The 24,728-nt window shown below is 67.7% G+C and carries 22 protein-coding genes; 14 read left to right on the plus strand and 8 right to left on the minus strand.

The annotated features are described in order from the left end of the window. Positions 1-246, minus strand: a 246-nt coding sequence (locus Rhe02_RS43355; protein WP_203914371.1) for a hypothetical protein, incomplete at its 3' end; no start/stop codon positions are given. Positions 247-754: 508 nt separating this feature from the next. Here Rhe02_RS43355 and Rhe02_RS43360 point away from each other — a divergent pair. Both Rhe02_RS43360 and Rhe02_RS43365 read left to right on the plus strand, forming a co-directional pair. Next, a complete protein-coding gene (locus Rhe02_RS43360; RefSeq protein ID WP_203914372.1) occupies positions 755-1,147 on the plus strand; it encodes a VOC family protein in 393 nt (130 codons plus the stop codon). Between the two features lie 21 nt (positions 1,148-1,168). Further along, positions 1,169-2,404, plus strand: a complete 1,236-nt coding sequence (locus tag Rhe02_RS43365; protein ID WP_203914373.1) for an MFS transporter — start codon at positions 1,169-1,171, stop codon at positions 2,402-2,404. Positions 2,405-2,556: 152 nt separating this feature from the next. On the opposite strand, the gene Rhe02_RS43370 is transcribed toward Rhe02_RS43365, so the two are convergent. Beyond that, positions 2,557-3,027, minus strand: a complete 471-nt coding sequence (locus Rhe02_RS43370) for an iron chaperone (protein ID WP_203914374.1) — start codon at positions 3,025-3,027, stop codon at positions 2,557-2,559. A 100-nt stretch (positions 3,028-3,127) separates the two neighbouring features. Next, the gene (locus tag Rhe02_RS43375) at positions 3,128-3,811 is read right to left on the minus strand and encodes a hypothetical protein (RefSeq protein ID WP_203914375.1); all 684 of its coding nucleotides are present in this window, start codon (positions 3,809-3,811) and stop codon (positions 3,128-3,130) included. Between the two features lie 60 nt (positions 3,812-3,871). Here Rhe02_RS43375 and Rhe02_RS43380 point away from each other — a divergent pair, with 60 nt between their 5' ends. Further along, a complete protein-coding gene (locus Rhe02_RS43380; protein WP_203914376.1) occupies positions 3,872-4,633 on the plus strand; it encodes a crotonase/enoyl-CoA hydratase family protein in 762 nt (253 codons plus the stop codon). Here the strand turns inward: Rhe02_RS43380 and Rhe02_RS50285 are convergent. From Rhe02_RS50285 to Rhe02_RS43395, 3 genes are read right to left on the minus strand one after another with little or no spacing between them, the layout of a single operon-like run. After that, a complete protein-coding gene (locus Rhe02_RS50285) occupies positions 4,630-6,438 on the minus strand; it encodes a sensor histidine kinase (protein WP_239124427.1) in 1,809 nt (602 codons plus the stop codon). The genes Rhe02_RS43380 and Rhe02_RS50285 overlap by 4 nt on opposite strands. Then, positions 6,435-7,160: a response regulator transcription factor gene (locus tag Rhe02_RS43390; RefSeq protein ID WP_203914377.1), complete on the minus strand. Its 726-nt coding sequence runs from the start codon at positions 7,158-7,160 to the stop codon at positions 6,435-6,437. Before Rhe02_RS43390 ends, Rhe02_RS50285 begins: the two co-directional genes overlap by 4 nt. Then, on the minus strand, positions 7,157-8,236 hold the full coding sequence (locus Rhe02_RS43395) for an efflux RND transporter periplasmic adaptor subunit (RefSeq protein WP_203914378.1): 1,080 nt from the start codon (positions 8,234-8,236) through the stop codon (positions 7,157-7,159). Before Rhe02_RS43395 ends, Rhe02_RS43390 begins: the two co-directional genes overlap by 4 nt. Before the next feature lie 123 nt (positions 8,237-8,359). Between Rhe02_RS43395 and Rhe02_RS43400 the strand changes: the two genes are divergently transcribed. From Rhe02_RS43400 to Rhe02_RS43425, 6 genes are all read left to right on the plus strand, one after another. Next, entirely contained in the window at positions 8,360-8,920 is a 561-nt protein-coding gene (locus Rhe02_RS43400; protein WP_203914379.1) for a hypothetical protein, read from the plus strand. Positions 8,921-8,943: 23 nt separating this feature from the next. Continuing rightward, a complete protein-coding gene (locus tag Rhe02_RS43405; protein ID WP_203914380.1) occupies positions 8,944-10,098 on the plus strand; it encodes an efflux RND transporter periplasmic adaptor subunit in 1,155 nt (384 codons plus the stop codon). Further along, entirely contained in the window at positions 10,095-10,760 is a 666-nt protein-coding gene (locus Rhe02_RS43410) for an ABC transporter ATP-binding protein (protein ID WP_203914381.1), read from the plus strand. The genes Rhe02_RS43405 and Rhe02_RS43410 overlap by 4 nt, the downstream gene beginning before the upstream one ends. Next, on the plus strand, positions 10,757-11,953 hold the full coding sequence (locus Rhe02_RS43415; protein ID WP_203914382.1) for an ABC transporter permease: 1,197 nt from the start codon (positions 10,757-10,759) through the stop codon (positions 11,951-11,953). The genes Rhe02_RS43410 and Rhe02_RS43415 overlap by 4 nt, the downstream gene beginning before the upstream one ends. Before the next feature lie 8 nt (positions 11,954-11,961). Beyond that, positions 11,962-12,438 carry a hypothetical protein gene (locus tag Rhe02_RS43420; protein WP_203914383.1) on the plus strand — a complete coding sequence of 159 codons (477 nt, stop codon included), beginning with the start codon at positions 11,962-11,964 and terminating at the stop codon, positions 12,436-12,438. A 79-nt stretch (positions 12,439-12,517) separates the two neighbouring features. After that, entirely contained in the window at positions 12,518-13,513 is a 996-nt protein-coding gene (locus tag Rhe02_RS43425) for a trypsin-like serine peptidase (protein WP_203914384.1), read from the plus strand. A gap of 69 nt (positions 13,514-13,582) precedes the next feature. Here the strand turns inward: Rhe02_RS43425 and Rhe02_RS43430 are convergent, their stop codons facing one another. Further along, positions 13,583-16,432 carry an RICIN domain-containing protein gene (locus tag Rhe02_RS43430; protein WP_203914385.1) on the minus strand — a complete coding sequence of 950 codons (2,850 nt, stop codon included), beginning with the start codon at positions 16,430-16,432 and terminating at the stop codon, positions 13,583-13,585. After that, on the minus strand, positions 16,420-19,104 hold the full coding sequence (locus tag Rhe02_RS50290) for an AbfB domain-containing protein (RefSeq protein ID WP_239124428.1): 2,685 nt from the start codon (positions 19,102-19,104) through the stop codon (positions 16,420-16,422). Before Rhe02_RS50290 ends, Rhe02_RS43430 begins: the two co-directional genes overlap by 13 nt. Positions 19,105-19,240: 136 nt before the next feature. Here Rhe02_RS50290 and Rhe02_RS43445 point away from each other — a divergent pair, with 136 nt between their 5' ends. From Rhe02_RS43445 to Rhe02_RS43465, 5 genes are read left to right on the plus strand one after another with little or no spacing between them, the layout of a single operon-like run. Beyond that, the gene (locus Rhe02_RS43445) at positions 19,241-20,311 is read left to right on the plus strand and encodes an ABC transporter substrate-binding protein (protein WP_203914386.1); all 1,071 of its coding nucleotides are present in this window, start codon (positions 19,241-19,243) and stop codon (positions 20,309-20,311) included. Continuing rightward, positions 20,311-21,816 (plus strand): sugar ABC transporter ATP-binding protein, encoded by a 1,506-nt coding sequence (locus Rhe02_RS43450; RefSeq protein WP_203914387.1) that lies wholly within the window; start codon positions 20,311-20,313, stop codon positions 21,814-21,816. Before Rhe02_RS43445 ends, Rhe02_RS43450 begins: the two co-directional genes overlap by 1 nt. Further along, positions 21,809-22,711 carry an ABC transporter permease gene (locus Rhe02_RS43455; protein ID WP_239124429.1) on the plus strand — a complete coding sequence of 301 codons (903 nt, stop codon included), beginning with the start codon at positions 21,809-21,811 and terminating at the stop codon, positions 22,709-22,711. Before Rhe02_RS43450 ends, Rhe02_RS43455 begins: the two co-directional genes overlap by 8 nt. After that, complete coding sequence (locus tag Rhe02_RS43460) at positions 22,708-23,691, plus strand: ABC transporter permease (protein ID WP_203914389.1); 984 nt, start codon at positions 22,708-22,710, stop codon at positions 23,689-23,691. Before Rhe02_RS43455 ends, Rhe02_RS43460 begins: the two co-directional genes overlap by 4 nt. A gap of 11 nt (positions 23,692-23,702) precedes the next feature. Then, positions 23,703-24,719 (plus strand): LacI family DNA-binding transcriptional regulator, encoded by a 1,017-nt coding sequence (locus tag Rhe02_RS43465; protein ID WP_239124430.1) that lies wholly within the window; start codon positions 23,703-23,705, stop codon positions 24,717-24,719. Positions 24,720-24,728: the final 9 nt, after the last annotated feature.

Genomic DNA, 24,728 nt, shown 5'->3' on the forward strand with positions numbered 1-24,728 from the left:
CGAGGGAGGTGTCAGCTGGATGTTGAGGGTTTGGTCGGTGGTGGCGGCTAGGTTGTTGGCGATGATGGGGTTGAGGCCGGAGCCGGTGGGTGGGGTGAAGTGGATGTCGTAGGTGCCTGGGTCCACGTCGAGCTGGTATGCGCCGTTGGTGGCGGTGAGGACCGGGCCGAAGAGGGTGGTGGTGGCGCCGGGGGCGGTGGCGGTTACTGCGACATTTTGGACTCCGCCGCCGGCTTGGCTTGTCACCGTTCCGGTTATGTGGACAGGGCCTACGGCGATGGCTGCGGTTGGTGCGCCGAAGGTGAATAGGCAGATTGCCAGTCCGATACCGACGGCTCGCCTGAGACTGTGGGAACTAAGCTTTTGCATGGCTCTCCCTCGATGAGTGTTTCGCCGCCGGGACAGTGGGTGGGCGCAGGCCAGCGCTCCACGCGGCGATGGCTGGAGGAGATGGGTTCTGGGGTCAGTCCGTAGGCTCGTCCGGTCCCGGAGAGCCATCGGTCAGATAGTCACCACTGAGGGTAAGCGTGCGGTGAAGGCTCTTGGCTCACTTGATCGTATGATCTACTAAGCTTGATGAGTGGCAAGGCAAGCTGTGACGATGATGGTGACCGTCCGTTGTGGTCTTCTGGCTCTCCGTTCGGCGATCGAGGTGGCCATCTGACCTAATCCCTCTAGCTGACAGACTTGATTGTGGACCAAGGTGGTTCAATAGCCTGCTATGAAGGCCAATCGTTCTATGCCGTCACCTACGGTGATTCCAGTCCTGACCTATCCGGATGTACGCGAGGCGGTCGCCTGGCTCGAAGGAGCCTTCGGCTTCGTCGAGCGGCTGCGCATCGGTGAGAGTCACCGGGCTCAGTTGCGCGTCGGTGATGGCGCGGTGATTGTCGCGGACGTGCGGGGTGAGCGCCGCGCGCCTCAGCCCGGCGAGGTTGCCCAATCGGTAATGGTTCGCGTCGAAGACGTGCACGCCCACTGCGAGCGGGCCAGGGCCTACGGCGCACGCGTCCTCATGGAGCCGACCGACTGGGAGTACGGCGAAAGGCAGTACAGCGTGGAGGATCCCGCCGGGCACCACTGGATGTTCTCGGAGACGCTGGCCGACGTCGCGCCCGAGGATTGGGGTGGGCAGTTGTTGTCGTAGGGCGCCGCTAGGTTCTGCGCCATGACTGTGACAGCGGGGGCGCCACCGATTGTGGCGGGTGGGCTCGGAGCCGCCTTTTGGCGAATGTGGACGGCCAGCGTCGTGTCGAGGTTCGGCGACGCGTTACGAGGTCCGGCACTGTCGCTGGTCGCGGCGGGTCTGACCCGTGATCCGGAGACGATCGCGCTGGTGGTGATCGCGGGTCAGGTGCCCGGTCTGCTGTTCGGGTTGCTGGGCGGGGCGCTGGCCGACCGCTGGGATCGACGGCTGAGCATGGCCGGCACCGACGGGTTGCGGTGTGCCATGGTGGTGGGCCTGGCCATCGCGGTCGCCACGGGCAACGTCAATGTGGGGCTGCTGATGGTGTTCGCGTTCGCGATGTCGACGGTGGGCACCCTGTTCGACTCGTCGTCGTTTGCCATCCTGCCCGAGCTGGTGCCCGCCGACCGGCTCGCCAAAGCCAACGGGCGCATGCAGGTCGGCAGCACGATCTCCGGCGGTCTCCTCGGCGGTCCGGTGGCCGGAGGCCTATTTGTGGTGGCGGCCGCGTTGCCGTTCGCTGTAGACGCGGTGACTTTCGCGCTCGCGGCGCTGCTAGCGCTTACGCTGCCACGGATGTCCGCGGCGCAGGCGGCGGCCGCGCCACGCGCCAGCCTGTGGGGGGCGGCCGTGGCCGGGGTGCGGTGGATGTGGCGCGAGCCGTCGCTGCGGCTGCTCGCCATTCTGTCCGCTGCGGCCAACCTCGTCATCGGCGCGTTGCTAGCGGTGATAGTGCTGCTGATCCTGGATGTTTTCGGGGTACCGGAGGCAGCCTACGGATTGTTCACGTTGGTTGGGGCGGCCGGCGGCATCGCCGGGGGCGTCTTCGCGAGCCGGATCGGTGCCAGGTATGGCATTCTGCCGGCGTTGCGGCGGGTGCTGGTCGTGCAGGCAGTGGCTTTGACCGCACTGGCGGCGGCGTCGGGTCAGGTAGTCGTGGGTGGAGCGGCCCTGGGTGTGTTCATCGCCGGCAGCGCGATATGGAACGTGCTGGTCAATACCTACCAGCAGCAGGCGGTCCCGGCCGAGCTGCGCGGGCGCACCGGCGCGGCGAGCCGGGTGGTCGGGCTGGCCTCGGCACCCATTGGCGCCGCGCTGGGCGGGTTGATCGCCGGGCAGTTCGGGGTCGCCTCGGTCGCGGTGTTCGGCGCCGGCGTGTTCGTGGTGTTGGCGGCGGTGTCCTGGCGCGCGCTGACCGGCGGTCCAGCGGTCAGCTGACCCCGGTGGTGTCCTGGCACGCTTTGACCGGCGCTCCTGCGGTCTGCTGACCGCTTTCCCGGGGGTGTCCTGGCGCGCGCTGACCGGCGGTCCTGCGGTGGGCTGACCGCTTTCCGGGGGGTCCTGGCGCGCGCCGATCGGCGCTCCTGCGGTCAGCTGACCGCTTTCTTGATTAGCGCGACGATCTTTTTCTCCTCGGCGGCGGTCAGTTTGGCCAGGGCGAAAGAGGTGGGCCACATGTTGCCGTCGTCGAGGTTCGCCTCGTCGCTGAAGGCCAGCGTCGAGTATCGCGTCTTGAACTTCTGCGCGCTTACCACGTGGCAGACGACCTTGCCGTTCTTGGCGTAGGCGGGCATCCCGTACCAGAGCTTCGGCGTCAGGCCCGGCGCGTTGGCCTTCAAGATGGCGTGGATCCGCTCGGCGATGACGCGGTCCGCATCCGGCAGCTCGGCGATCTTCGCAAGCACCTCGCTTTCCGCGTCGGCCGCATTCGCGCCGCGGCGCGCGCTTGCCTTCAGCTCCTTGGCGCGCTCCTTCATCGCGGCGCGTTCGTCTTCCGTGAAACCCTCGTATTTCTCGTCCTTCGCGGTCGTGCGCTTGGCGGGCTTCTTGGCGTCGGTCATTGCGGTTTCCTCACTGCGAGGCTCGGCGGGCACGACCCTGAGGTCGTCACCTGGATATCCTCCCTGAGAAAGCGCTGTTGTGGGCTGTTTCGGCCGGTCATTAGAAGTCGATGGCGGTGAGCCACTCGCCGCCCCGACGCGGCCGGTAACCGAATCGCTGGGCGAGGCCCTGCACCACGGCCGGCATATGTGCGGCGCCGTAGACGACCGCGACATCGATCTTCTCGTCGGCGCGTGACTCGTAGATCTTCACCAGCGCTTCCAAGAGTTCCTCATCGCGGTTGTTGAGTATCGGCTTTTGCAGAAACGACAGGAACAGGCGCACGTCGGTGTCGTCGCTGACCTCCAGGTTGCGGCGCAGCAACCAGTTTCGGCCGCCCAGCAGCATGGACACCACCAGTGAGGGCACCAGGAGCAGGACATCCAGCCAGCCAAGCAGCGGCAGCCTGCGCCAGTGCCCGCCGTCAAGGCCGAGCCGCTCCGGCCACAGCACCGGGACACCGATCGCCTCGAAGTCGATGTCCTGGTGTACCAGGCGGTCGACGGCGCGCTGGCGGGTCATCCGCAGCGCTATCGCGTAGGCCAGCCCGACCGAGCTGGGGCCGTCGTACCCCTCGGCCACGACCAGGTGGCATTGGCGCAAACGCTGCGCCACCTCGCGGTAGAAGGCCGGCAAGCCAAAATGGATCATGGGGAAGAGCACGAAGCGCAGAGGCTTGTTCGGGTGCCCCAGCGCCACCACCGCGGAACGGACCCCCGCCACGCTGACCTCGGTGATCTGCATGGGCTGAGGGTGACAAGGACTGTCAAGCTCGTGAGCCTGTGGTGGCCGTAGCATTTGTTCATGTCTGAGGCCATCCGGTATGAGCGGCGCGGCGCGGCCGCGATTTTGACGATCGACCGTCAGGAGCGGCGCAACGCGATCGACGGCCCGGCGGCGGAGGCGTTGTTGCGCGGCTACCAGGCTTTCGTCGCGGACGACGAGGCCCGGGTGCTGATCGTCACCGGGGCCGGCGAGGTGTCCTTCTGCGCGGGCGCCGACCTCAAGGCCCTCGACAGCCTGGTGCCGCGGGTGGTGGCCCCGGGTGGCCCGCTCGGGTTCACCCGGCTGCTGTCGCCCAAGCCAACGATCGCGGCGATTTCTGGCTGGTGTCTGGCCGGCGGCATGGAATTGGCGTTGTGGTGCGACATCCGCATCGCGGCCGAGGGCTCGACTTTCGGGTTCCCGGAGCGGCGCTGGGGTGTGCCGCTGGTGGACGGCGGAACGCAGCGGCTGCCGCAGGTGATCGGGTTGGGGCGCGCTTTGGATCTGACTTTGAGCGGCAGAATGGTACCCGTCGCAGAAGCCTTAGCCATAGGCCTGGTGAACCGGATCGTGCCGGCCGGAACCCACCTGGACCATGCGCTCGAATACGCGCAGCAGCTGGCCTCGTTCCCGCAGGAGACCATGCTCGCCGACCGGCGCTCCATCTACGACGGACTGGGCCGTGATCTGTTCGCGGGCTTGGCGTTGGAGGCTACCGGCGGGCTGACCACGCTGGGTGTCGCGGCGCAGGGGGCGGCCCGTTTCGCGGGAGGGGAAGGCCGCGGCGGCGCTTTCGGCTAATCGTCGGGAAGCTCGCGATCGGGCATGGGCAGCAGGATGCGGAAGGTGGCTCCGGTGCCGGGGCGCGTGGCCAGCTCGATGCGGCCGTGGTGGGCCTTGATGATTGATGCCGCTATGGCCAGTCCGAGTCCCGCGCCGCCGTGGTTGCGGGAGCGGCTGGGCTCGGCCCGGTAGAGACGTTCGAAGATGTGCTGGGCGTGTTCGGGGGCTATTCCCGGCCCGGTGTCAGCGATTTCGACGACGGCGACGGTGGCCGTGACGGGCAGCGTGCCCACCGAGGCAGTGACGGCGTCGCCGGAAAGTGTTGTGCTGCTTGTGGTTACCCGTACCGTGACGCTGGCGGTGGCCGGGGTGTGCTGCAGCGCGTTGCCGATGAGGTTGGCGGCGAGCTGGCGCAGCTGGTGTTCGTCGCCGTCGACGGTGACCGGTTCGAAGGTGGCCAGATCGACCTTGCGGGAAGGGTTTCGCACATGCGCGTCGCGGATGGTGTCCGCGGCGATTTCCAGGAGGTCGACCGGGGCGCGCCGCAGTGGCGGGCTCTCGTCGAGCGCGGCGAGCTGCAGCAGATCCTCCACGAGCAGACCCATCCGGGCCGCCTCGGCCTCGATGCGTGACATGGTCTCGTCCAGCTGCGGGCCGGAAGGTGCGCCACCGCGTCGGTAGAGCTCGGCGAAACCGCGGATGCTGGTGAGCGGGGTGCGCAATTCGTGGGACACGTCGGCGAGGAACCGGCGCAGCTTCTGTTCCGAGGTGGTGCGGGCGGCGACGGCCGCCTCGACCCGGCCGAGCATGGTGTTGAGGGCGATGCCGAGCCGGCCCGGCTCGCTGTGCGGGTTAGTGTCCGGGACCCGGGCGGACAGGTCGCCCTGGGTGATGGCATCCGCGGCATGTTCCATCCGGGTCAGCGGGCGCAAAGCTATCCCGACCAGGTAGTAGGAGCCCAGGCCGACCAGGGCGAGCACACCCAGCCCGACCCCGATGCTGACCACCGTCATCTGGGTGGTGGTCGCGTCGGCGCGGGCGAGGGAGATGGCGGCGACGGCGTAGTCACCGCGCGGGGTGCGCGTGACCTTGACCCGGAACCGCTCACCGCTGCCGGCGTTGGTCAGGGTGGCGATCGGCTGGCCCGCCCGGTTCTGGATGTCGGCGAAGCTGCCAAGGTCGGGGCCGTCGACAGGGTCGATGTTGCGCGGCCCCCGGACCGGGTTGCCCTGGGCGTCGTACACAAGGAAAAGGGCGTTGTCGCCGACACCGGTGGGAAAAGCGGCGCACTCGGGCCACAGGTTGGACTCGGCGTTGGGGTAGCCGCCGCGCCAAAGCTCAGCGCACAAGGGCTGGCTCGGCGATGAGGTCGCGCCCGGCGAGGCGGCAGCCCTCGGCGACGGGGCGACGCTAGGCGCTGCGCCCGACAAGGCGGTCCCTGGTGCCGCGGCAGAATGCGGTGTGGCTGTGGGGATGGGTGCCGCGGCGGGAAGCGGTGTGGTGGTGGGGAAAGGTGCCGTGGCAGTGAACGGCAGTGCGGCGGGAAGGGGCGCGGTGGTGATGGGCGGTGAGGTAGTGGGGGTGGCGGAAGGTTGGGCCGTGGGGTTTCGGCGGGAGCCGGGGGCGCCGGTGTCGGGTGGGCGGAAGCGGCCTTCGGTGAAGAAGGGCCGGGCGGCGACCTGGCTTAGCCGGGTGACCTCGTTGTCGAGGCGGCCGGTCTGGTAGTGGCGCAGGATAAGGATTCCGGCGATGCTGGTGATGGCCAGGGTTACCGCGGCCAGGCCGAGCAGGGTGAGCACCATCCTGCCGCGCAACGTTTTCATGACTGTTCACTTTGGACAGGCAGTCGCAGTGTGTAGCCGACGCCGCGCAGGGTGTGGATGAGCGGAGGGCCGGTGCGGTCCACCTTTTTGCGCAGGTAATAGATGTAGGACTCGACGATGCGGCCGTCACCGCCGAAGTCGTAATTCCATACCCGGTCCAGGATCTGGGCTTTGGAGACCACCCGGCCCGCGTTGTCGAGCAGGTAGCGCAATAGGTTGAACTCGGTGGGGGACAGGTCGATGACCTGCCCGCCGCGCCGCACCACGTGGGCGTCCTCGTCCATTTCCAGGTCGGCGAAGCGCAGTATGCCGGGGCTGGTCTGCTCCCCGATGCGGGCGCGGCGCAGGATCGCCCGGATCCGCAGCACGACCTCTTCGAGGCTGAACGGTTTGGTCACGTAGTCGTCGGCGCCGACGGTGAGCCCGGAAATGCGGTCCTCCACCGAATGCCGGGCGGTCAGGAAGAGGACCGGCATGTCGTGCCCGCCGGAGCGAAGCTTGCGGGCGACATCGAAGCCGTCGATGTCGGGCAGCATCACGTCGAGAACCAGCAGATCAGGCTGGAACCGGGCGGCCGCGGCCAGCGCTTCGCCCCCGCTGCCGGCCGTCTGCACGTCAAAACCCACCAGGCGCAGCGTTTGCGCCAGCAGCGCGCAGATGTTCGCCTCGTCGTCGACGACCAGCAGCTTCATCTTCACCGCAATCTCCTGCCGATCTGTCATCGGGCGTTGAGGCGCACCACGGTGTCTTCCGCGATGCCGTTGATCTCGGCGCTGCCGTCCCCGCGCAACCCCACGCCCACCTCGCGCAGCGTGCCGTCGGGCAGCTTGACCTGGCCGCTGGTGGTACCCGTGATCTTGACGGCCGACTGGGGCAGGTAAAGAACGTCGTCTGCGCGCGCGATGATGACCTGCGCGGTGGCCGACTGCCCGATGAGCAGGTCAGCGGGCGGGGCGTCGAACGAGAGCAGCACGGTGTAGCGCACCAGCCGGTTGGTGATGGTGCCCTGCACGGCGACCTGGTCCACGGTGGCGGCGAAATCGGTGCCCTTCTTGTTGGCCAGCTGCACCGTCGCGTGGTGACCGGCGGCCAGGGTGACCGCGTCCGCCTCCGCGAAGTCCGCTTTGACCATCATCTTCTCGACGACGCCGATGTCGATGAAAGCGGCCGTCGACACGGTGTCGCCCGGCTTGCCGCCGACTCGCAGCACCTTTCCGGCTACCGGTGCGCTGATGGTGGTACCCAGCAGAAGCTGCTTTGCTTTGAAAAGGTTTTGCTCCGCCTTGGTGAGCGCCACCTCGGCGGTGTAGATGGCGTCGGTCTGCACGCGCCCCTGGGACGGCTGCTGGGTGGAGGGGCGAGGCGCCGGGCCCGCGCTGCCGGTCGGCTGCGGCGCGGGTGTCGGGCTGGCCGCCGCCGCTGCCGCGGCTCGCGCCTCATCGAGGGTCTGCTCGGCCGCGTTGACACTGTCCTGCGCCTGATCGGCGGCTTCCTTCGCGTCGGCCGGATCGATGGTGGCCAGCACCTGACCCGCGGTCACGGCGTCGCCTGCCTTGACCGTCACCGAGGTCAATGTCCCGGCGGTGGAGAAGGCGATCTGGCGCGTGGACACCGGCTGAACTGTGCCCGCGGCGGCCACCGACGAGGTGACCGAGCCGCGTTTGACCTGCACGGTGGCGGGTGGGGCGGATCCTGCGTCACCGGCGTTGAGGGCCACCACCACGGCGGCCGCGCCAGCCACCACCACGGCGGCGGCCCCGTACCAAAGGGGCCGCCGTTTTTGCGCTCGGAAGGTCATGGGTGGGTAGTGTCACGGACTTTCCTCGGAGCAACCTCGGAATTTCCGCGTAGCGCCCGATTCTGAGGAAGCTTTGAGGTTACGGCTAGGTGGGTGTGAGGGTCGGCGACGAAGCTTCGCCGAATGAGATTTGTCGCGCTTCTCGCCGGCTTGCTGCTGGCGGCTGCCACGGCGGCCGCCTGTGGAAGCTCCGAGCCGGAGACGACCCCCGTCGCTGCTAGTTTCCAAGACTGTCTGCGCCAGGAAGGCATAGATGTGTCCGGGCTGGGGCAGGGCGGCGCGCGGGCCAGCGGGCAGCCGTTCACCCGGCCCTCGGGCCAGCCGGGTGGCGGGTTCCCTTCGGGCCGTCCGACAGCGTTTCCCTCCGGCCGTCCGACGGCGTTCCCTTCCGGCCGTCCTGGCAACGGCTTCAACTTCGGCGATCAGGCGCCGGCCGGGGTCGACCCGGCGAAATGGCAGGCGGCCCTGGCCAAGTGCGGGTCGTTGCGCCCGAGCGGTGGCGTGCGCCCCAATGGCAGTGCGCGTCCCGGCGGCGGTAACGGCCGGCAACAGGCCTACCTGAACTGCATGTCCGAGCATGGGGTGACCGTGACCCAGGGACAGCCGCTGCCCACCAGCGACCCGAAGGTGGCCGACGCGGAGAAGGTCTGCGCCGTGCTGCGTCCGTCGGCGCCCGCCCAATGAGCGCCCTGACGAGCCTGCGGGCCATGACGGGCCGGCAGGTCCTGACCCGGCTGCGGTCGATGCGCAACCGCACCACGGTGATCAATATCGTGCTGGCGGTGCTGCTGGCCGCCGGGATAGTGGCCGCCTACTTCATGGTGACCGGCGGCCAGTCCGAGGCCAACGCGGGAACAGGCAACGTGCGCACGGTGGCGGTCAGTGTAGGAACGGTGACCGCGACCGTGGCCACCGACGGCACCATCGAATCGGCGGCCACCATGGCCGCCGACTTCGCCACCGCCGGAACGGTCAACGCCATCAACGTGAAGATCGGCGACCTGGTCACGGCCGGCCAGGTGCTGGCCACGGTCGACCCCACCGATGTGAAGGCCGAGCTGGACGCGGCGAAGCGAAACCTCAACTCCGCCGAGGACGCTTTGGACCGGGCCACCGGTGACGCCGTGAACAATGCGAAGAACCAGGTCGACCAGGCGGAGACCACGGTCGCCGCAGCGCAGCGCAAGGTGGACGGCACCCAGCTCAAAGCGCCGATGGCCGGGACGGTCGTGGCGCTCAATGGGACCGTCGGCGGGAAGTCCACGGCGACCGGTTCGGCCTCCAGCGGGACAGCGAACTTTCTCCAGATCGCCGACCTGACCAAGCTTCAGGTCAAGGCGACGCTGCCCGAGGCCGACGCCACCCGGATCAAGCCCGGCCAGGTGGGCGCGGTGACCTGGAACGCTCTTTCCAGCGCCCGCGCCAAGGCGACGGTGACCACGCTGTCCCCGACGCCGAGCAGCGGCAATGTGATCACCTATCCGCTGACGGCGACCCTGGACACGGTGCCCGAGGGCGCCCGCCTGGGCCAGTCGGTGCGGCTGACCATCACCGTCGACGAGGTCGCCGACGCCATCAACGTGCCGACAGCGGCGGTCACCAGCGTCGCGGGCCGCAACATCGTCACCGTGGTGGCCAACGGGAAACAGGAAGTTCGCGCTGTCCAAATAGGACTCAAAGGCGACTCGGCCACCGTCATCCTGGAGGGCCTGCAGGCGGGCGAGCAGGTAGTGCTGGCCACAGTCAGCAGCAGCACCACCGGCGGCGGGTTCCAGCTACCCGGTGGTCAGCTACCCGGCGGCCAGCTTCCGGGTGGTCAGGTCCCCGGCGGCGGAACCAGGGGCGGCGGCGGCAACAGATGAACGTTATAGAGATCCGCGACGTCACCAAGGTCTACGGCGAGGGCGAGGCGGCGGTGCATGCCCTCGCCGGGCTGTCGATGTCGGTGGCCTACGGCGACCACGTGGCCATCATGGGCTCCTCCGGCTCGGGCAAGTCGACGCTGATGAACATCATCGGCTGCCTGGACATCCCCACCTCGGGCAGCTACCACCTCGACGGCGTGGACGTGAGCGAGCTCAACGACACGCAGCTGGCGCTGGTACGCAACCGGCGCATCGGTTTCGTCTTCCAATCGTTCAACCTCATCGCCCGTACCAGTGCGCTGGCCAATGTCGAGCTGCCCCTTGCCTATGCCGGGGTCAAACCGCGCCAGCGCCGCGAGCGGGCCATGGAGGCGCTTGACATGGTGGGCCTTTCCGGCCGCGCCGACCACGACCCGAACCAGCTCTCCGGCGGGCAGCAGCAGCGGGTCGCCATCGCCCGCGCTCTGGTCACCGAACCCGCGCTGCTGCTGGCCGATGAGCCGACGGGCAACCTGGACAGCCACTCCACCGCGGACGTGTTGTCCATTTTGGACAAGCTCAGCACGCAGGGGCGTACCATCGTGCTCATCACCCATGAGGACGAGGTCGCCGCGCACGCCGGGCGCATAGTCAGGCTTCGTGACGGGCAGATCATATGAGCTTCTTCGAGATCTTCAAGTTCGCGCTGAAGGGCATCAGCGCCAACAAGCTGCGCTCCGGCCTGACCATGCTCGGCATCCTGATCGGTGTCGCCGCGGTCATCCTGCTGGTGGCGGTGGGCAACGGATCCAAGGTGGCGGTCGAGCAAAGCCTGCAGGCGCTGGGCACCAACACCATCACCGTCCAAGGTGGACGCACCACCGCCCGCACCGGATACAGCACCGATCTGACCCTGGACATAGCGAACTCGCTCAAGGCGGCCCCCGATGTCAAGAGCGTCTCGCCGGTGGTCACCTCCGCACAGACCCTGAACTTCGGCGACACCACCCACGATGTCCAGCAGGTCATCGGTACCTACCCGGCCTATTTCGGCGCCTCCAACAGCGAGGTGGCCGCCGGGGTGGGCTTCGCCGAGGAGGATATCGACCAGGCCGCGCGCGTGGTGGTGCTTGGGCACACCGCCGCCACCGAGCTGTTCGGCGCCACCACGAGCCCGATCGGGGAACGGATCGGGATCGGCGGGCAGATCTTCACCGTGATCGGCGTGCTGAAGGAGAAGGGCTCCACGGGTTTCAACAATCCCGATGACATCGCCATCGCCCCACTTACCGCGGTGCAGCGGGCGCTGACCGGGTACGGGCCGGTCAACTCGATCACCATCGAGGCGGTCAGCGCCGACGCCGTCCCGGCGGCCCAGGCGGAGGTTACCGCGCTCCTCAACGCCCGGATGAACGTCACCAGTACGGCGAACGCCCCCTACACCATCCGCAACGCGTCACAGCTGCTGGCCACCCGTACCCAGACCGCCGAGACGTTCACCGTCCTCTTAGGAGCGGTGGCCGCGATCAGCCTGCTGGTCGGCGGGATCGGCATCACCAACATCATGATGGTGACGGTCACCGAGCGCACCCGCGAAATCGGCATCCGCAAGGCGCTCGGCGCCCCGAAACGGGTCATCCTCACCCAGTTCCTGATCGAGGCCACCCTGCTCAGCGTCATCGGTGGCGGGTTGGGGGTGGCTTTCGCTCTGCTGGGTTCCAACTTCACCATCGCCGGGGTGGTACCGGTCATCGTGCCCAGCTCGGTGGCGCTGGCTCTAGGGGTTTCGGTCGCCATCGGCCTGTTCTTCGGAAGCTATCCCGCCAGCCGTGCCGCGGGCCTGCGGCCCATCGACGCGCTTCGTTACGAGTAAGGAAACTGATGGACGACCTCACCACCGGGCTGGCCAAAGCCAAACGGACGCCATGGCTGACCCGCAGCACCGGCATCATGCTGGGCCTGGTCATCGCCTGCGCAGGATTCCTCGCCGGGGTCAAGGTTCAGCAGGCCTACGGCAGCACCGGCACCACCCCCAGCCGCGCGGGCACGGGCAACGCGGTGCCCGGTTTCGGCAATCGCGGCCAGGGTCAGCAGGGAACCGGCCAGCAGGGAACCGGTCAGCAGGCGTCGGCCACCCCGGTCAGCGGGAAGGTCAAGCTGGTCGACGGCACGACGGTGTACATCGAGACCGCCGACGGCACCCTCATCACGGTCAAAACCACGGCCACCACCGTCGTGCAGACCGCCAAAACCGTGACGCTGAAGGATCTCGCGGTGGGGACCGAGGTGCGGATCCTGGGCACGAGCGCCGGCACCGAAACCCTAAGCGCCACCGCGATCACCGCGACCGCGCCCTGATCTGACCGGGCCACTGTCGACCTGCCTTGGGTCCACAGTGGCCCTGTCCGTGCCCGGGGCATCTCAGCAGACTCGGGGCATGCTGAGTTTCAGAGGAGTTCTCATCGCGGCGACGGCGGCCTGTCTGGCCGCGTTATCGGTTCCGGGGTCGGCCTTTGCCTCGCCGGAGGTGGCGACCACCCACCTGACCCATGGAGCGCAGCTGCTGGGCGCGACCCCGCAGCAGGCGCTTGACCGCTACTGGACACCGGAGCGCCGTCGCGAGGCGGAGGCGAACACGGCGGCAGGGCTGCACCGGCCGGTCTACTCCAGCGAACACGCGCCCGGCGTGACCGGGCAGCCCGAAGGCCCGGCCGTGACCATCGCGCCGAGCGCGATCTCATCGGCGGTCAAGTGGCCCGGCGGCCAGTACGCCGCCCCCGCCGCCATGATGGGCAAGCTTTACTTCACCAGCGACCAGGGATTGGGTGGAGTGTGCTCAGCGACCGTGGTGTCCACCGAAATCAAATCGGTGATCTTCACGGCCGCCCACTGCGTGCACGGCGGGAAGTTTCGCGGCTACTCCACCAACTTATGGTTCTATCCCGCGGTGAAGAACGGCTTCCAGTCGTCCTACGGCGGCTGGCCCGGGTTCCGAGTCGAGGTTCCTGCGGGCTGGCGCACCAACAGCTACCCCGAGATGGACTACGCGGGAGTGGTGCTGCTGTTCAACAATCTGGCGCAGACCGTGCAGAGCCGCACGGGCGCGCTGGGCATCACCTGGAACCAGCCCAAGAACTACTACGCCTACGCCTTCGGCTATCCCGGAGCGGCCCCCTTCAACGGCAAGGATCTGTACTACTGCCACGGCAGCACCTCGGTCTCGTTCCTCAACTCGAGCGTGCTCGCCCTGCCGTGCAACATGACGCCGGGGTCCAGCGGCGGCGCGTGGCTGTTCAACTTCAACTCCGGCAACGGTTTCGGTCTGGTCAACGGGGTCACCTCCGAGTTGCAGACCTGGCCCGGCGGCTGGAACTACAGCCCCTACTTCGGCAACGGCGCCGGTGCCATCTACAACCTGGTCCGGTGGGGCTAGCGAGACAAAGGTGCGCTGCGGCCGACCCTTGCCCGCCAAGGGCCGACCGCAGCTCCACCCACCTACCTACTAGAGGAGGCGCCATCGGTGGTCGGCGCTGCCGACATCGGCGAACTGCTCCACATTGGCCGAATCGGCCGTGGAGCCGCCGTGCACGGCAAGCACCTTCCCACTGTTGAGGTTCTGGATCCTTACCGTGGCCGGGCTGCCGTCGACGACCCGGATCCGCCACAGATGGTCGGCGGTGCCGTTGTCGTCGAACTGGACCACCTGAGCCGAGTCTGCGGTGGACATTCCCGCGACGCCCAGCACCTTGCCGGAGTTCACGTTGCGGATGCGGAAGTAGCCGTTGGGAGAGGGCAGGAACACCCAGAGATGGTCGGCGGTGCCCACATCGGAGAACTGCTGGACGCGCGCCGAATTCGCGGTCGACATCCCCTCCACGGCAAGCACCTTGCCCGAGTTCAGGTTCTGCAGTTTGACCGGCCCGTCGGGAATGAGACGCCAGTCGTGGTCGGCCGATCCGTTGTCGTCGAACTGCACGGCCTGAGCCGAATTCGCCGTCGACACCCCGGAAATCCCGAGCACCTTGCCGCTGTTGCGGTTGCGCAGGCGAAGGTAGCCGTTGCCGCTGTCCACCAGCTGCCATTGATGGTCGAGGGTGCCGGTGTCGGCGAACTGCTGGACCCGCGCGGAGTTGGCGGTGGAGGCGTTCTCCACGGCCAGCAGCTTGCCCGAGTTGACACCGAACACCTTGACGTAGCCGCCACCCGCGTCGGCGATGCGCCACAGATGGTCGGCGGTGCCGCTGTCGTCGAACTGCACGACATTGGCGGAATTGGCCAGCGACATGCCATCGACCCCGAGCACCTTGCCGGCGTGCCTGTTCTGCAACCGGAACGCGGCGCCCGGCCGCACCCACTGCCGGGTGCCGCCGGTGCGCGGGAATGCGGTGATGCGCAGCCGGGCGGCCCCCATCGGGATGAGGGTGATGGTCTCGCTGGCGGCCGTGCTGGCGACCGGCCCGTCCTGCAGCGGTGTCACCACCTTCTGGTTGTCGGCCTGCCAAGCCTCGATCCGCTGCCCGGTGGTGGTCAGCTTGACCGGGGCGTTGGCGACGGTGAAGGGATCGGTCAGGTTGCCTCCGGTGCTCACGGTGATGGCCGCGCCCGGCGGCAGCCCGTAATTCCAGGGCGAGCCGGGGTGAACGTCGTACTCGGGGAACTGGGCCGAGCCCCCGGTCTGTACCCAGTTTTCGGTGATACGCATGGAAAACGTCAACGCGCCGTAGTTGACCGAGACCGCATTATGCTGGGCGGGCCAGGTTCTCACGACCGGCTGCATCGGCAGCGTCACGGTCACGGTGTCGCCGTTGGACCAGGTCCGGTCGATTCTGGTGTACCGGGGACCGGCGCCCGAGCTCACCACCGCGCCGTTGACCCGCACCTGCGGCGCGGCGCACCAGCCCGGAATGCGCAGCACCAGCGGGAAAGCGGTGGGCGCGGCCAGCTGCACGCCAAGGGTGATGGTGCCGTCGAAAGGATAGCTCGTGCTTTCCACGATGGTCACCGCCGTCGCGCCGCTGACCCGGGCGGTCACCGTGCACGGCCCGTAGAGCGCGGCACACAGCCCACCGTCGGGAGTGGCGAGCCACATCTCCTCGACGTAGTAGGGCCAGCCCATGCCATAGTTGTGCGGGCAACAGCGATACTGGTCCACGCCGGCCCGGTAGGACTGCATGGCGAAGCCGTTCTGGAACTGCGCCATGGTCTTCACGGCGTTGTCAAGATCGACGCAGTTGGCGCTCGTGATGTAGTGGATGGCTTTGCCCGCCGGGTCCAGCGCGGCGGGCAGCGAGTTGAAGGCCAGCTCCTCCACCCGGTCGCTCCACACCGCATCGCCGGTGATGCGGGTGAGGATCTCGTGGCTGAGCATGTACTCGACGATGCCGCAGGTTTCGAAGCCCTGCCGCGGGTCGGTGAACCCGCCTCGCACGTTCTCGTCGCCGGCGAAGCCGCCGCCCGGGAACTGCCCATAGCTGGTCTGTATAACGTTGTAGTTGTTGTACGCGGCCGACCGGTGGGTGGCGTCGCCGGAGAGCACCCAATACTGGGCCGGCTCACGGAAGCCCTGCGCCACATTGACGTTGTGCAACGTCGGCAGGTTGTTGACCCAGTTGGCGGAATTGGCATGGATCTTCCGCACCAGATCGAGCAGGAACCCCTCTCCCGTGCGGTTGTAGAGCCAATAGACGGAATCGATCATGTCGCCCCAGCGCCAGGTGCCCCAGCCGTCGCGGAAGACCGCGGCGGGCTGCGTGTTGACGTAGGCCAGGAATCGGCTCAGGAACGGGTTGATCCGGGTGTCGCCGGTGTATTCGGCGTGCGACCGCAACGGCTGCAGGATCGGCATGTGCGGCCAGACGTCGACGTGACCGTTGAGCGAGGTGCGCAACGCGGACGGGCCGAAGTAGCCGTCGGCGGCCTGGGTGGCCAGCACCCCGTCGATCCAGCGCCGGGCCGTGCTCAGCACGCCCGGGTTGCCGGTGACGTAGCCGAGGTCGGCGTAGCCGCGCAGCCAGTAGGGCACCTCCTCCCAGCCGCCCAGACCACTGTTGGTCCAGCCGGTGTTGGCGTACTGCAGGAAATGCGAGGTGTCGGGGTAGCGCCCGCACAGGCCGTTCACCTGACGATCCAGCTGGGTGGCCAGCCAGCCTTGGGCGCGCACCGCCCCCGGCGGCAACCGCAGGAAGGCGGCCGGCTGCAAGGGCGCGCGGTTGTTGGGATAGCTGGGCGCTGCGGCCAGCCCAGGCGAGGCGGGCTGGCCGGGAGTTTCAAGTGAAGAACCAGGCCCGGGGGCGGGCAGCAGCGTGGCTGCCAACCCGCCCACGAGAAGGTCACGGCGGTTTACGGCGCCCATGGCGCGCTCACCTGCCAGCTGACGTCGGGGTCGTAGTTGCTGGGGCTGTCGTAGGCGTGCGAGCCGCCGTTGACCGCGATCCAGACCTCCGCCGCGTAGTGGCGGATGTGGTGGCGTGGATAGTTGTGGCTCTCCAGGCTCACCGTGCCCGTGCCGAACTTTCCGGGCTGGGCGCAGAACGTGGCGTCAGCGAAGAAGATCGCTGTGCCGTCATTGCCGTCGCGCCGGATGCGGTAGCCCGAATGCCTCAGGTAGGAGCCGGGGAAGTTGCGCGACTCGAACGAGTAACAGGTCGGGTCGGCCAGCCCGCGCCGGATGTAGAACGTGGCGTCTGCCTTGAGCGTGGCCGAGCTGGAGGCGTTGACCACCTCGGTGACACCGAGGCTGTTGAGGTGGCGCAGATAGCGGTCGGTGAAGCCGGGGGTGACGACACGGAACGATTGCGCCGCATTGAGGGTGAGGTCGACCCCGCTGCGCCACCACGCGGTCGACAGCGACCAGGTGGCGTCGGCGGCGAAGTTCGCGGGGTTGTCCCACGGGTTGGCGCCGCTGGAGTTGGCGATGTACACCTCGGAGTTGATGTGGCGCAGGTAGCGGCCGGGGAAGTTCTTCGACTCCAGCGATGTCCCCGCGCCCGACAGCCCTGCGCGCACGCAGAAGGTGGCGTCCTGGGCGAACAGTGCGGTGCCATCGTTTGTCGCTTGGCTTATCCGGTACCCGGAATGGCGCAGGAACTGACCGGGGTTGTTGCGCGATTCGAGGCTGACGCAGGCGGCGTCGGCAAGCCCGGGCCGCGCCCAGAAGGTGTGCTGGCGCTTGACCGTGTCGGTGCTGCCTGAGGTGACCACGGTGGTCACGCCGGGGCCGAGGTAGCGGTCGGTCACGCCCGCCGTGGTGGCCCGCAGCGAGATCAGCTGGTTGACCGGCAGGTAGGTGCCACTGGCCGCCGCCTTGACCGAGTTGTTGACCGCCAGCACCTGAGCACTGTCCATTTTGAACACGCGCCGGTTGTAGGTATACAGGCCGTTGACCTCGTTCTCCACGTCGGTCGGCTGGGTGTAGACCGAGGCGGAAAGGCCTCGCCCGTAGATCAGGTCCCGTAGCTGGCCGGTGACCTCGACGTAGCGGCGGGTCAACGCGGCCGAGTCCGCGGTCATCTCGTAGGCGAAGCCGTTGCCGGGCGACCATTCGTGCCCGGCCACCCGCAGCCCGATGCCACCGTACTCGCCTAGGACGGCGATCCTTGTCGCGCTGGGCAGGTTGGGTGCTCCCGGCCCGACGTAGATGTGGTCGTCGATGACGTCGCCGGCGCCGCCGTCGAAGCCGCAGCAGTTTGAGCCGGAGTTGTTGTTGACCAGACGGCTCGGGTCCCAGCTCTTGACGAGATCGGCGATGCGCGCCGGGTCATATTCGCCCCAGCCCTCGTTGAAGGGAACCCATTGCACGATGGAGGTGTAGCCGCGGAGCTGGTCGACGACGCGGTGCAGCTCGGACTCGAAGTTGGTGCGGTCGGCGGCCGCTGAGCTGAACATGGAGGGCATGTCCTGCCAGACCATCAGGCCGATCCGGTCGGCATGGTAGAACCAGCGCGCCGGTTCCACCTTGACGTGCTTGCGCACCATGTTGAAGCCCAAGGCTTTCTGGCGTTCCAGGTCGAAGCGCAGCGCCTCGTCGGTGGGGGCGGTGTAGATGCCGTCGGGCCAGTAGCCCTGGTCGAGGGTGCCCATCTGGAAGACGAACTTGCCGTTGAGCAGTGGGCGCAACGCGCCGCCCACCATCGCTTTGCCCAGCGAGCGCATGCCGAAGTAGCCGCCGACGCTGTCGCCGCCGGACAGGGTGACCCTCAGGTCGTAGAGGAACGGGTCATCGGGGTTCCAGAGCCGGGCGTTGGGCACCGGGACGCGCAGATGCGCGCCGGGCGCGCCGGTGGCCGTGCCGACCACGGCGCCGCCGCTGAGTGCCTGCGCGGTAACGGTTTGGCCGGTGCCGCCCGCGGTCTGTACCACCAGGTCGAGCACGCCGGCCGGTACGTCCGGGGTGGTGTCCAGGCGGGTGATCCGCACCGTGCTGGTGGGTTCCAGCCAGACCGATTGCCAGATCCCGCTCGAGGCCGTGTAGAAGATGCCGCTTCCGTTGAGCCGTTGCTTGCCCAGCGGGATTCCGGCGGCGTCGACGGGGGAGTAGACCCCGACGATGATCTCGTTGGTTCCGCCGTTGAGGGCGCCGGTGATGTCGAAGGAAAACGAGTCGTAGCCGCCGCTGTGCGCGCCGATCGACTGGCCGTTGACCCAGACCGAGGCGCGCCAGGTGACGGCGCCGAAGTTGAGCTGGACCCGGCGGCCCGACCATCCACTGGGGACGGTGAAAGTGCGCCTGTACCACATGTTGTTGACGTGGCGCATGATTCCGGACAGGGCGGACTCGATCGGGTAGGGGACGAGGACCGTCTCGGCGAGGTTCTGGCCGACCGGGGGCGTGGTCAGCGAGCTGGCTGCGGCGAACTGCCATTGGCCGTTGAGGCTCTGCCAGTCGGTCCGGGTCAGTTGCGGGCGCGGGTATTCCGGTAGCGGGTTGGTGAGGGAGACCTGGCTGGTCCAGGGCGTGGTGAGTGGTGGAGTTTTCGGGATATAGGCGCTCCAGGCAGCGGTGGGAGCGAGCAGAACCGTTGCCATTGCTGCGATTACAGCGATGGTTCGTCTTGGTCTCATCTGGACTCCTGACGAAATCTTGTAGATATTTAAATCGGGCTGTATAACGTTATAGAGCTCGAGCCCGCATTGCCGCAACCCCGGATTAGGAGATATCGATATGATGGCAAGATTGCGAGTGCTCACGGGCGTCTCGATCCTCCTGCTCACCGCCGCGAGCACGCTTGTGGGCTGCACCAAGGGCGAGGATGAGGTCACCCCCACCAGCAGTGCGGGCGAGCAGGTGGTCGCCACCGGCGGGCCGGGCGGCCCCAGCTGCACCCTGCAGCAGCTCGGCGCGCCCAAGCTCGACCTCAAGGACGCGATAGTCGGCTTCTCCCAGTCGGAGAAGGAGGCCAACCCGTTCCGCATCGCCGAGACCCAGTCCATCCAGGACGAGGCCGCCAAAATCGGCGTGAAGAAACTGCTGGTCACCAACGCTCAGTCGCAGCTGTCCAAGCAGATCAGCGATATCCAGGACATGCTCGCGCAGGGTGCCCAATTCCTCATCGTGGCCCCGCTCAACTCGGCCGGTCTGGAGCCCGCCCTGCAGGCCGCAGCGGCCAAGAAGGTGCCGGTGCTGACCATCGACCGCAAGGTGAACGCCAGCCCGTGCAAGGACTACTTAGCCTTCCTCGGCTCGAACTTCGTCGAGCAGGGAAAACGTGCGGCGGACGCGATGATCAAAGTGACCGGCGGCAAGGGCAAAGTGGCGATTCTTCTGGGTTCGTCCGGAAATAACGTCACTACTGACCGCACCAACGGCTTCGTCGATCGGGTCAAGGCCCAGGCCCCCGGGCTGGAAATCGTCGCGCAGCAGACCGGCGAATTCTCCCGGGAGAAGGGGCAATCGGTGATGGAGCAGCTGATCTCCAGCCACCCCGAGCTCACCGCCGTCTACGCGGAGAACGACGAGATGGCGCTGGGCGCGGTGACCGCGCTGAAGACGGCCGGTAAGAACCCGGGCAAGGACGTGAAGATCGTCTCGATCGACGGGACGCGCAACGCCGTGCAGGCCATCGTGGACGGAACTATCAACGCGGTGATCGAGTCCAACCCGCGCTTCGGCCCGCTGGCGTTCAAGACCGCACAGGACTTCTACGCGGGGGTTTCCATCCCGGGCAACGTCATCATCTCCGATCGTGAGTACGACGCGGCCAACGCCAAAGATTCCCTCGGCAGCACCTACTGATGGACAGCGTGCCCCTGCTGAGCGTCCGGGGAGTGTGCAAACGCTTCCCGGGCGTGCTGGCGCTGCAGGACGTCAGCCTGGACCTGCCCGCGGGGCAGGTGCACGCCCTGGTGGGCGAGAACGGCGCCGGCAAGTCGACGCTGATCAAAGTGCTGACCGGGGTTCACCGCGCCGACGAGGGCGAGATCGCCTATGACGGCCGCCCGGTGGACTTCCATCAGCCCAAGCAGGCCCAGCAGGCCGGCATCTCCACCATCTACCAGGAAGTCAACCTGATCCCGCTGATGAGCGTGGCACGCAACCTGTTCCTGGGCCGCGAACCGCGCCGGTTCGGCCTCATCGACCTGCCCCGGATGAACCGGGAGGCATCGGAAACCCTTGCCCGGTACGGCGTCCACGTCGACGTCCGCAAACCGTTGCGCTCGCTCGGCCTCGGCGCGCAGCAGATGGTCGCCCTGGCCCGGGCGGTGGCGATCGACGCCAAGCTGCTCATCATGGACGAGCCCACGTCGTCGCTGGAACCACGCGAGGTGGAAACGTTATTCGGCGTCGTGCGCGAGCTGAGCCAGCGCCACATTTCGATCCTCTACGTAAGCCACCGGCTAGACGAGCTCTATCGTCTTTGCGATGAGGTCACCGTCCTGCGCGACGGGCGCGTGGTGCACACCGGGCCGCTCGCCGCCATCGACAAGCTGACGCTCATCTCGAAGATGCTCGGCCGTGACCTCGGTGGCGACGGGGTCACCAAATTCACCCACGACCGCCGCGCCGCCCTGCCGGGGCCGCCGCAGCTGCGCGCCGAAGGCATGGACAAGCGAAACCTGTTGCACGACATCAGTTTCGAGGTGCGCCGCGGCGAGGTGGTGGGGCTCGGCGGGCTGCTCGGGTCGGGACGGTCGGAGACGGCCAAAGCCATCGTGGGCGCGCTGCCGGTGGACCGGGGGTCGGTCTGGGTGGGCGGCCGGCGGCTGGCCAGGCTCAGTACGGCCGCCGCCATCAAGGCGGGAATGGCGATGCTGCCCGAGGACCGCAAGGCGGAAGGCATCATCGCCGACCTGTCGGTGCGCGAAAATATCGTTCTAGCCGCGATGCCGTCGCTGCATCGAGCCGGGCTGGTCAGCCGCAGGCGGCAGGATCAGATCGTCGACGTCTTCATGAAACGCTTGCGCATCAAGGCATCCAGCCCGCAACAGCGGGTGGGTGAGCTGTCCGGCGGCAACCAGCAGAAGGTGCTGCTCGCGCGCTGGCTCTGCCTCAACCCGCGGGTGCTGCTGCTCGACGAACCCACCCGCGGCATCGATGTCGGCGCGAAAGCTGAGGTGCAGGCGCTCATCGACGAGCTGGCCCGCGCGGGCTTGGCCGTGGTGCTGATCTCCTCTGACCTGGAAGAGCTGGTGGAGGGCGCCGATCGGGTGGTGCTGCTGAAAGCGGGCGCGGTCGTCGGTGAGCTGGCCGGGGACCAGGTCGATGAGCACGCCGTCATGGGGATGCTGGCCCATGGCTGAGAAGCTGCAACGCTATGGGGTCTACGCGGCGGTCGCCGCCCTGTTGCTGTTCAACGCCATCTTCACCGACAACTTCCTGCAGGTGGCCAACCTGAGAACGCAGCTGGTGCAGATGGCACCGGTGGTGCTGGTGGCCCTGGGCATGGCGCTGGTCATCGGGACCGAGGGCATCGACCTGTCGGTGGGTTCGGTGATGGCGCTTGCCGCGGCGGTGGTTCCGCTCTATCTGGGTTTCGGGGTCTGGCCGGCGGTAGCCATGGCCCTGGCTGCCGGAGCCACCATCGGGCTGGTCAACGGCTCGATGGTGGCGCTGGTGGGCCTGCAGCCCATCGTGGCGACGCTGGCGCTGCTGGTCGCCGGGCGCGGCATCGCGCTCGTCGTCGCGGACGGAAGACTCAAGCAGATTAAAAACCAAGAGCTGCTTGCGCTGGGGCAGCCTGCCGTAGTCATCGCGACGGCCGCCGTGATCGCCGTCGTGGTGGCGGTCATGCTGCACCGCACCACATATGGCCGTCAGCTGGTCGCGGTCGGCGGCAACCGCGCGGCGGCAAACCTGGCCGGTCTTCCCGTGCGGCGCATCCTCATCGTCACCTACGTGAGTTGCGGGCTGCTCGCCGCGCTGGCCGGAGTGCTGGCCACCGCGCGGCTCACCGCCAGCGACCCGTCCTCCATCGGCACCCTGATGGAGCTGTCCGCCATCACCGCCGTAGTGGTGGGCGGGACGCCGCTGACCGGAGGCCAGGTCCGCGTGCTGGGCACCGTCGCCGGCGCTCTGCTGATGCAACTGTTGCGCGCCACGCTCATCAAACACAACCTGCCCGACTCGACAGCGCAGATGGTCCAGGCGGCCATCATCCTGGTCGCCGTCTACATCGCCCGGGGGAGGACGAGATGACAGTGCCCGCCGATGCCGTCAGCGGCCGCCGGGAACTGGTGGCAGGCTTCGTGCAACGCCATGGGGCGCTTGCTGTTCTGGCGCTGAGTGTAGTGACGGCCTCGCTGGTGTTCGAGTCGTTTGCCAGCTTCGACAACGCTTCTGGCATCGCGATCCAGTCGTCGTTCCTTGTCATCGTCGCGATCGGGATGACTTTCGTCATCATCTGCGGCGGCATCGATCTGTCGGTCGGGTCGGTGTTCGCGCTCGGCGGAGTGCTTGCTGCCTATGCGTCGCGATGGGGAACGCTGCCGGCGCTTGTGGTTCCGCTGGCGGTGTGCGGCGCCATCGGTCTGCTCAACGGGGTGCTGATCGCGCGGCTTCGGCTGGCGCCCTTCATCGTCACCCTGGCCAGCCTGCTCGGTGCGCGGGGGCTGCTGCTGTCGATCACCGACGAGGGCGCCAGCACCTATCTGGTACCCAGAGAGTCATCGTTTGTCGAAATTGGACGGGGAACCCTCTGGGGATTGGGGTATCCCGTATTCCTCGCCCTCGCGCTGGCAGCGCTGGCCGGATTGGTGTTGCAGCGCAGCCGTTTCGGCCAGTCGATCTTCGCGATCGGGGGCAGCCAGGACGCGGCGGCGATGATGGGGGTGCCGGTGGCGCGGATGAAAGTCCTCACCTATACGCTCAGCGGGCTGCTGGCCGGGCTGGCCGGAACTCTCAACGCGGCTCGCCTCGGCTCCGGTGTCACCATTCTCGGGGTGGGTCTGGAGCTCGATGCCATCGCCGCGGTGGTCATCGGCGGGACCCTGCTCATCGGTGGCGCGGGCACGATCAGTGGCACACTGTCAGGCGTGCTTCTGCTCGGCGTAATTCAAAACGTTATTAACCAGATCGGAAACCTGGGTTCCTCCTACCAACTGGTGACCAGCGGTGCCTTCTTGGCTGTCGTAGTAGTCGTGCAGACTTATCTCAGCCGCACGCAAAGGCTCCATTGATCGTAAGGGGGATGCCGGTGGGCGTCAGCCTGAAAGACATCGCCAAGCACGCCGGAGTCTCACTGGCCACGGTGTCCAATGTGGTCAATGGCTACCGGCCGGTTGGCGAGGAGACCCGTGTTCGCGTGCAGCGGGCCATCGACGAGCTGGGGTATTCGCCCAACCTGAGCGCACGGCATCTGCGCAACGGCCGCACCGGCATCATCGCGCTGGCCATCCCGGAGCTGAACAATCCCTATTTCGCCGAGGTGGCCGGGGCGGCCATCCGGGAGGCCGGCACCCACGGCTACACCCTGCTGCTCGACTACACCGACTCCGACCGGCAGAAGGAGCTTCTGCTCATCGAGGGGATCCGGGAGCGGGTCATCGACGGGCTGATCCTGAGCCCGGTGCAGCTCGGCCGGGCCGATGTGCTGGCGCGCCGCAGCGACAAGCCGCTGGTGCTGATCGGAGAGAGCGTCTATGACGTGCCGCACGACCACATCGCCATCGACAACGTGGCCGCCTCCCACGTGGCCGTGCAGCACCTGGTTTCCCTTGGGCGGCATCGCATAGCGTTCATCGGCGCGCATCCCGACGTGCACCGCCAGCCGGCGCACCTGCGCCTGCGCGGCTATCAGGAAGCGCTTTCCTCGGCCGGTCTGTCCTTCGACCCGGCGCTGGTCGCCGTCACCGCCCAGTTCGGCCGGCAGGACGGGCTGACCGGCATGCGGGAGCTGCTCAAGCTCAGCGAGCCGCCCGAGGCGGTGTTCGCCTACAACGACCTCATCGCGATCGGCGCCATCCGGGCCATCCACGAGGCCAACCTGCGGGTGCCGCAGGACGTTGCGGTGATTGGGTTTGACGACATCGAAGATGGTCGGTTCGCCACGCCCAGCCTCACCACCATCTCGCCGGACAAGGAGTCGATCGGCCAGCTCGCGGTGCGCTCGCTCATCGCCCGGGTGGAGGGCAAGCACGTCTCCGAGCCCGCCGACATCCAGACCCCGTTTCGGCTGGTGACCCGGGAGAGCACCATCGGCAGATGAACGTTATAG

The organism is Rhizocola hellebori (assembly GCF_016862955.1).
Lineage (GTDB): Bacteria > Actinomycetota > Actinomycetes > Mycobacteriales > Micromonosporaceae > Rhizocola > Rhizocola hellebori.

Coding starts and splice junctions, on each gene's coding strand:
- Rhe02_RS43445 (WP_203914386.1), top strand. CDS start 19,241: ATGATGGCAAGATTGCGAGTGCTCACGGGCGTCTCGATCCTCCTGCTC.
- Rhe02_RS43380 (WP_203914376.1), top strand. CDS start 3,872: ATGTCTGAGGCCATCCGGTATGAGCGGCGCGGCGCGGCCGCGATTTTG.
- Rhe02_RS43460 (WP_203914389.1), top strand. CDS start 22,708: ATGACAGTGCCCGCCGATGCCGTCAGCGGCCGCCGGGAACTGGTGGCA.
- Rhe02_RS43375 (WP_203914375.1), bottom strand. CDS start 3,811: ATGCAGATCACCGAGGTCAGCGTGGCGGGGGTCCGTTCCGCGGTGGTG.
- Rhe02_RS43420 (WP_203914383.1), top strand. CDS start 11,962: ATGGACGACCTCACCACCGGGCTGGCCAAAGCCAAACGGACGCCATGG.
- Rhe02_RS43395 (WP_203914378.1), bottom strand. CDS start 8,236: ATGACCTTCCGAGCGCAAAAACGGCGGCCCCTTTGGTACGGGGCCGCC.
- Rhe02_RS43415 (WP_203914382.1), top strand. CDS start 10,757: ATGAGCTTCTTCGAGATCTTCAAGTTCGCGCTGAAGGGCATCAGCGCC.
- Rhe02_RS43450 (WP_203914387.1), top strand. CDS start 20,311: ATGGACAGCGTGCCCCTGCTGAGCGTCCGGGGAGTGTGCAAACGCTTC.
- Rhe02_RS43370 (WP_203914374.1), bottom strand. CDS start 3,027: ATGACCGACGCCAAGAAGCCCGCCAAGCGCACGACCGCGAAGGACGAG.
- Rhe02_RS43405 (WP_203914380.1), top strand. CDS start 8,944: ATGACGGGCCGGCAGGTCCTGACCCGGCTGCGGTCGATGCGCAACCGC.
- Rhe02_RS43465 (WP_239124430.1), top strand. CDS start 23,703: ATGCCGGTGGGCGTCAGCCTGAAAGACATCGCCAAGCACGCCGGAGTC.
- Rhe02_RS43365 (WP_203914373.1), top strand. CDS start 1,169: ATGACTGTGACAGCGGGGGCGCCACCGATTGTGGCGGGTGGGCTCGGA.
- Rhe02_RS50290 (WP_239124428.1), bottom strand. CDS start 19,104: ATGGCAACGGTTCTGCTCGCTCCCACCGCTGCCTGGAGCGCCTATATC.
- Rhe02_RS43430 (WP_203914385.1), bottom strand. CDS start 16,432: ATGGGCGCCGTAAACCGCCGTGACCTTCTCGTGGGCGGGTTGGCAGCC.
- Rhe02_RS43390 (WP_203914377.1), bottom strand. CDS start 7,160: ATGACAGATCGGCAGGAGATTGCGGTGAAGATGAAGCTGCTGGTCGTC.
- Rhe02_RS43425 (WP_203914384.1), top strand. CDS start 12,518: ATGCTGAGTTTCAGAGGAGTTCTCATCGCGGCGACGGCGGCCTGTCTG.
- Rhe02_RS43455 (WP_239124429.1), top strand. CDS start 21,809: ATGGCTGAGAAGCTGCAACGCTATGGGGTCTACGCGGCGGTCGCCGCC.
- Rhe02_RS50285 (WP_239124427.1), bottom strand. CDS start 6,438: ATGAAAACGTTGCGCGGCAGGATGGTGCTCACCCTGCTCGGCCTGGCC.
- Rhe02_RS43400 (WP_203914379.1), top strand. CDS start 8,360: ATGAGATTTGTCGCGCTTCTCGCCGGCTTGCTGCTGGCGGCTGCCACG.
- Rhe02_RS43410 (WP_203914381.1), top strand. CDS start 10,095: ATGAACGTTATAGAGATCCGCGACGTCACCAAGGTCTACGGCGAGGGC.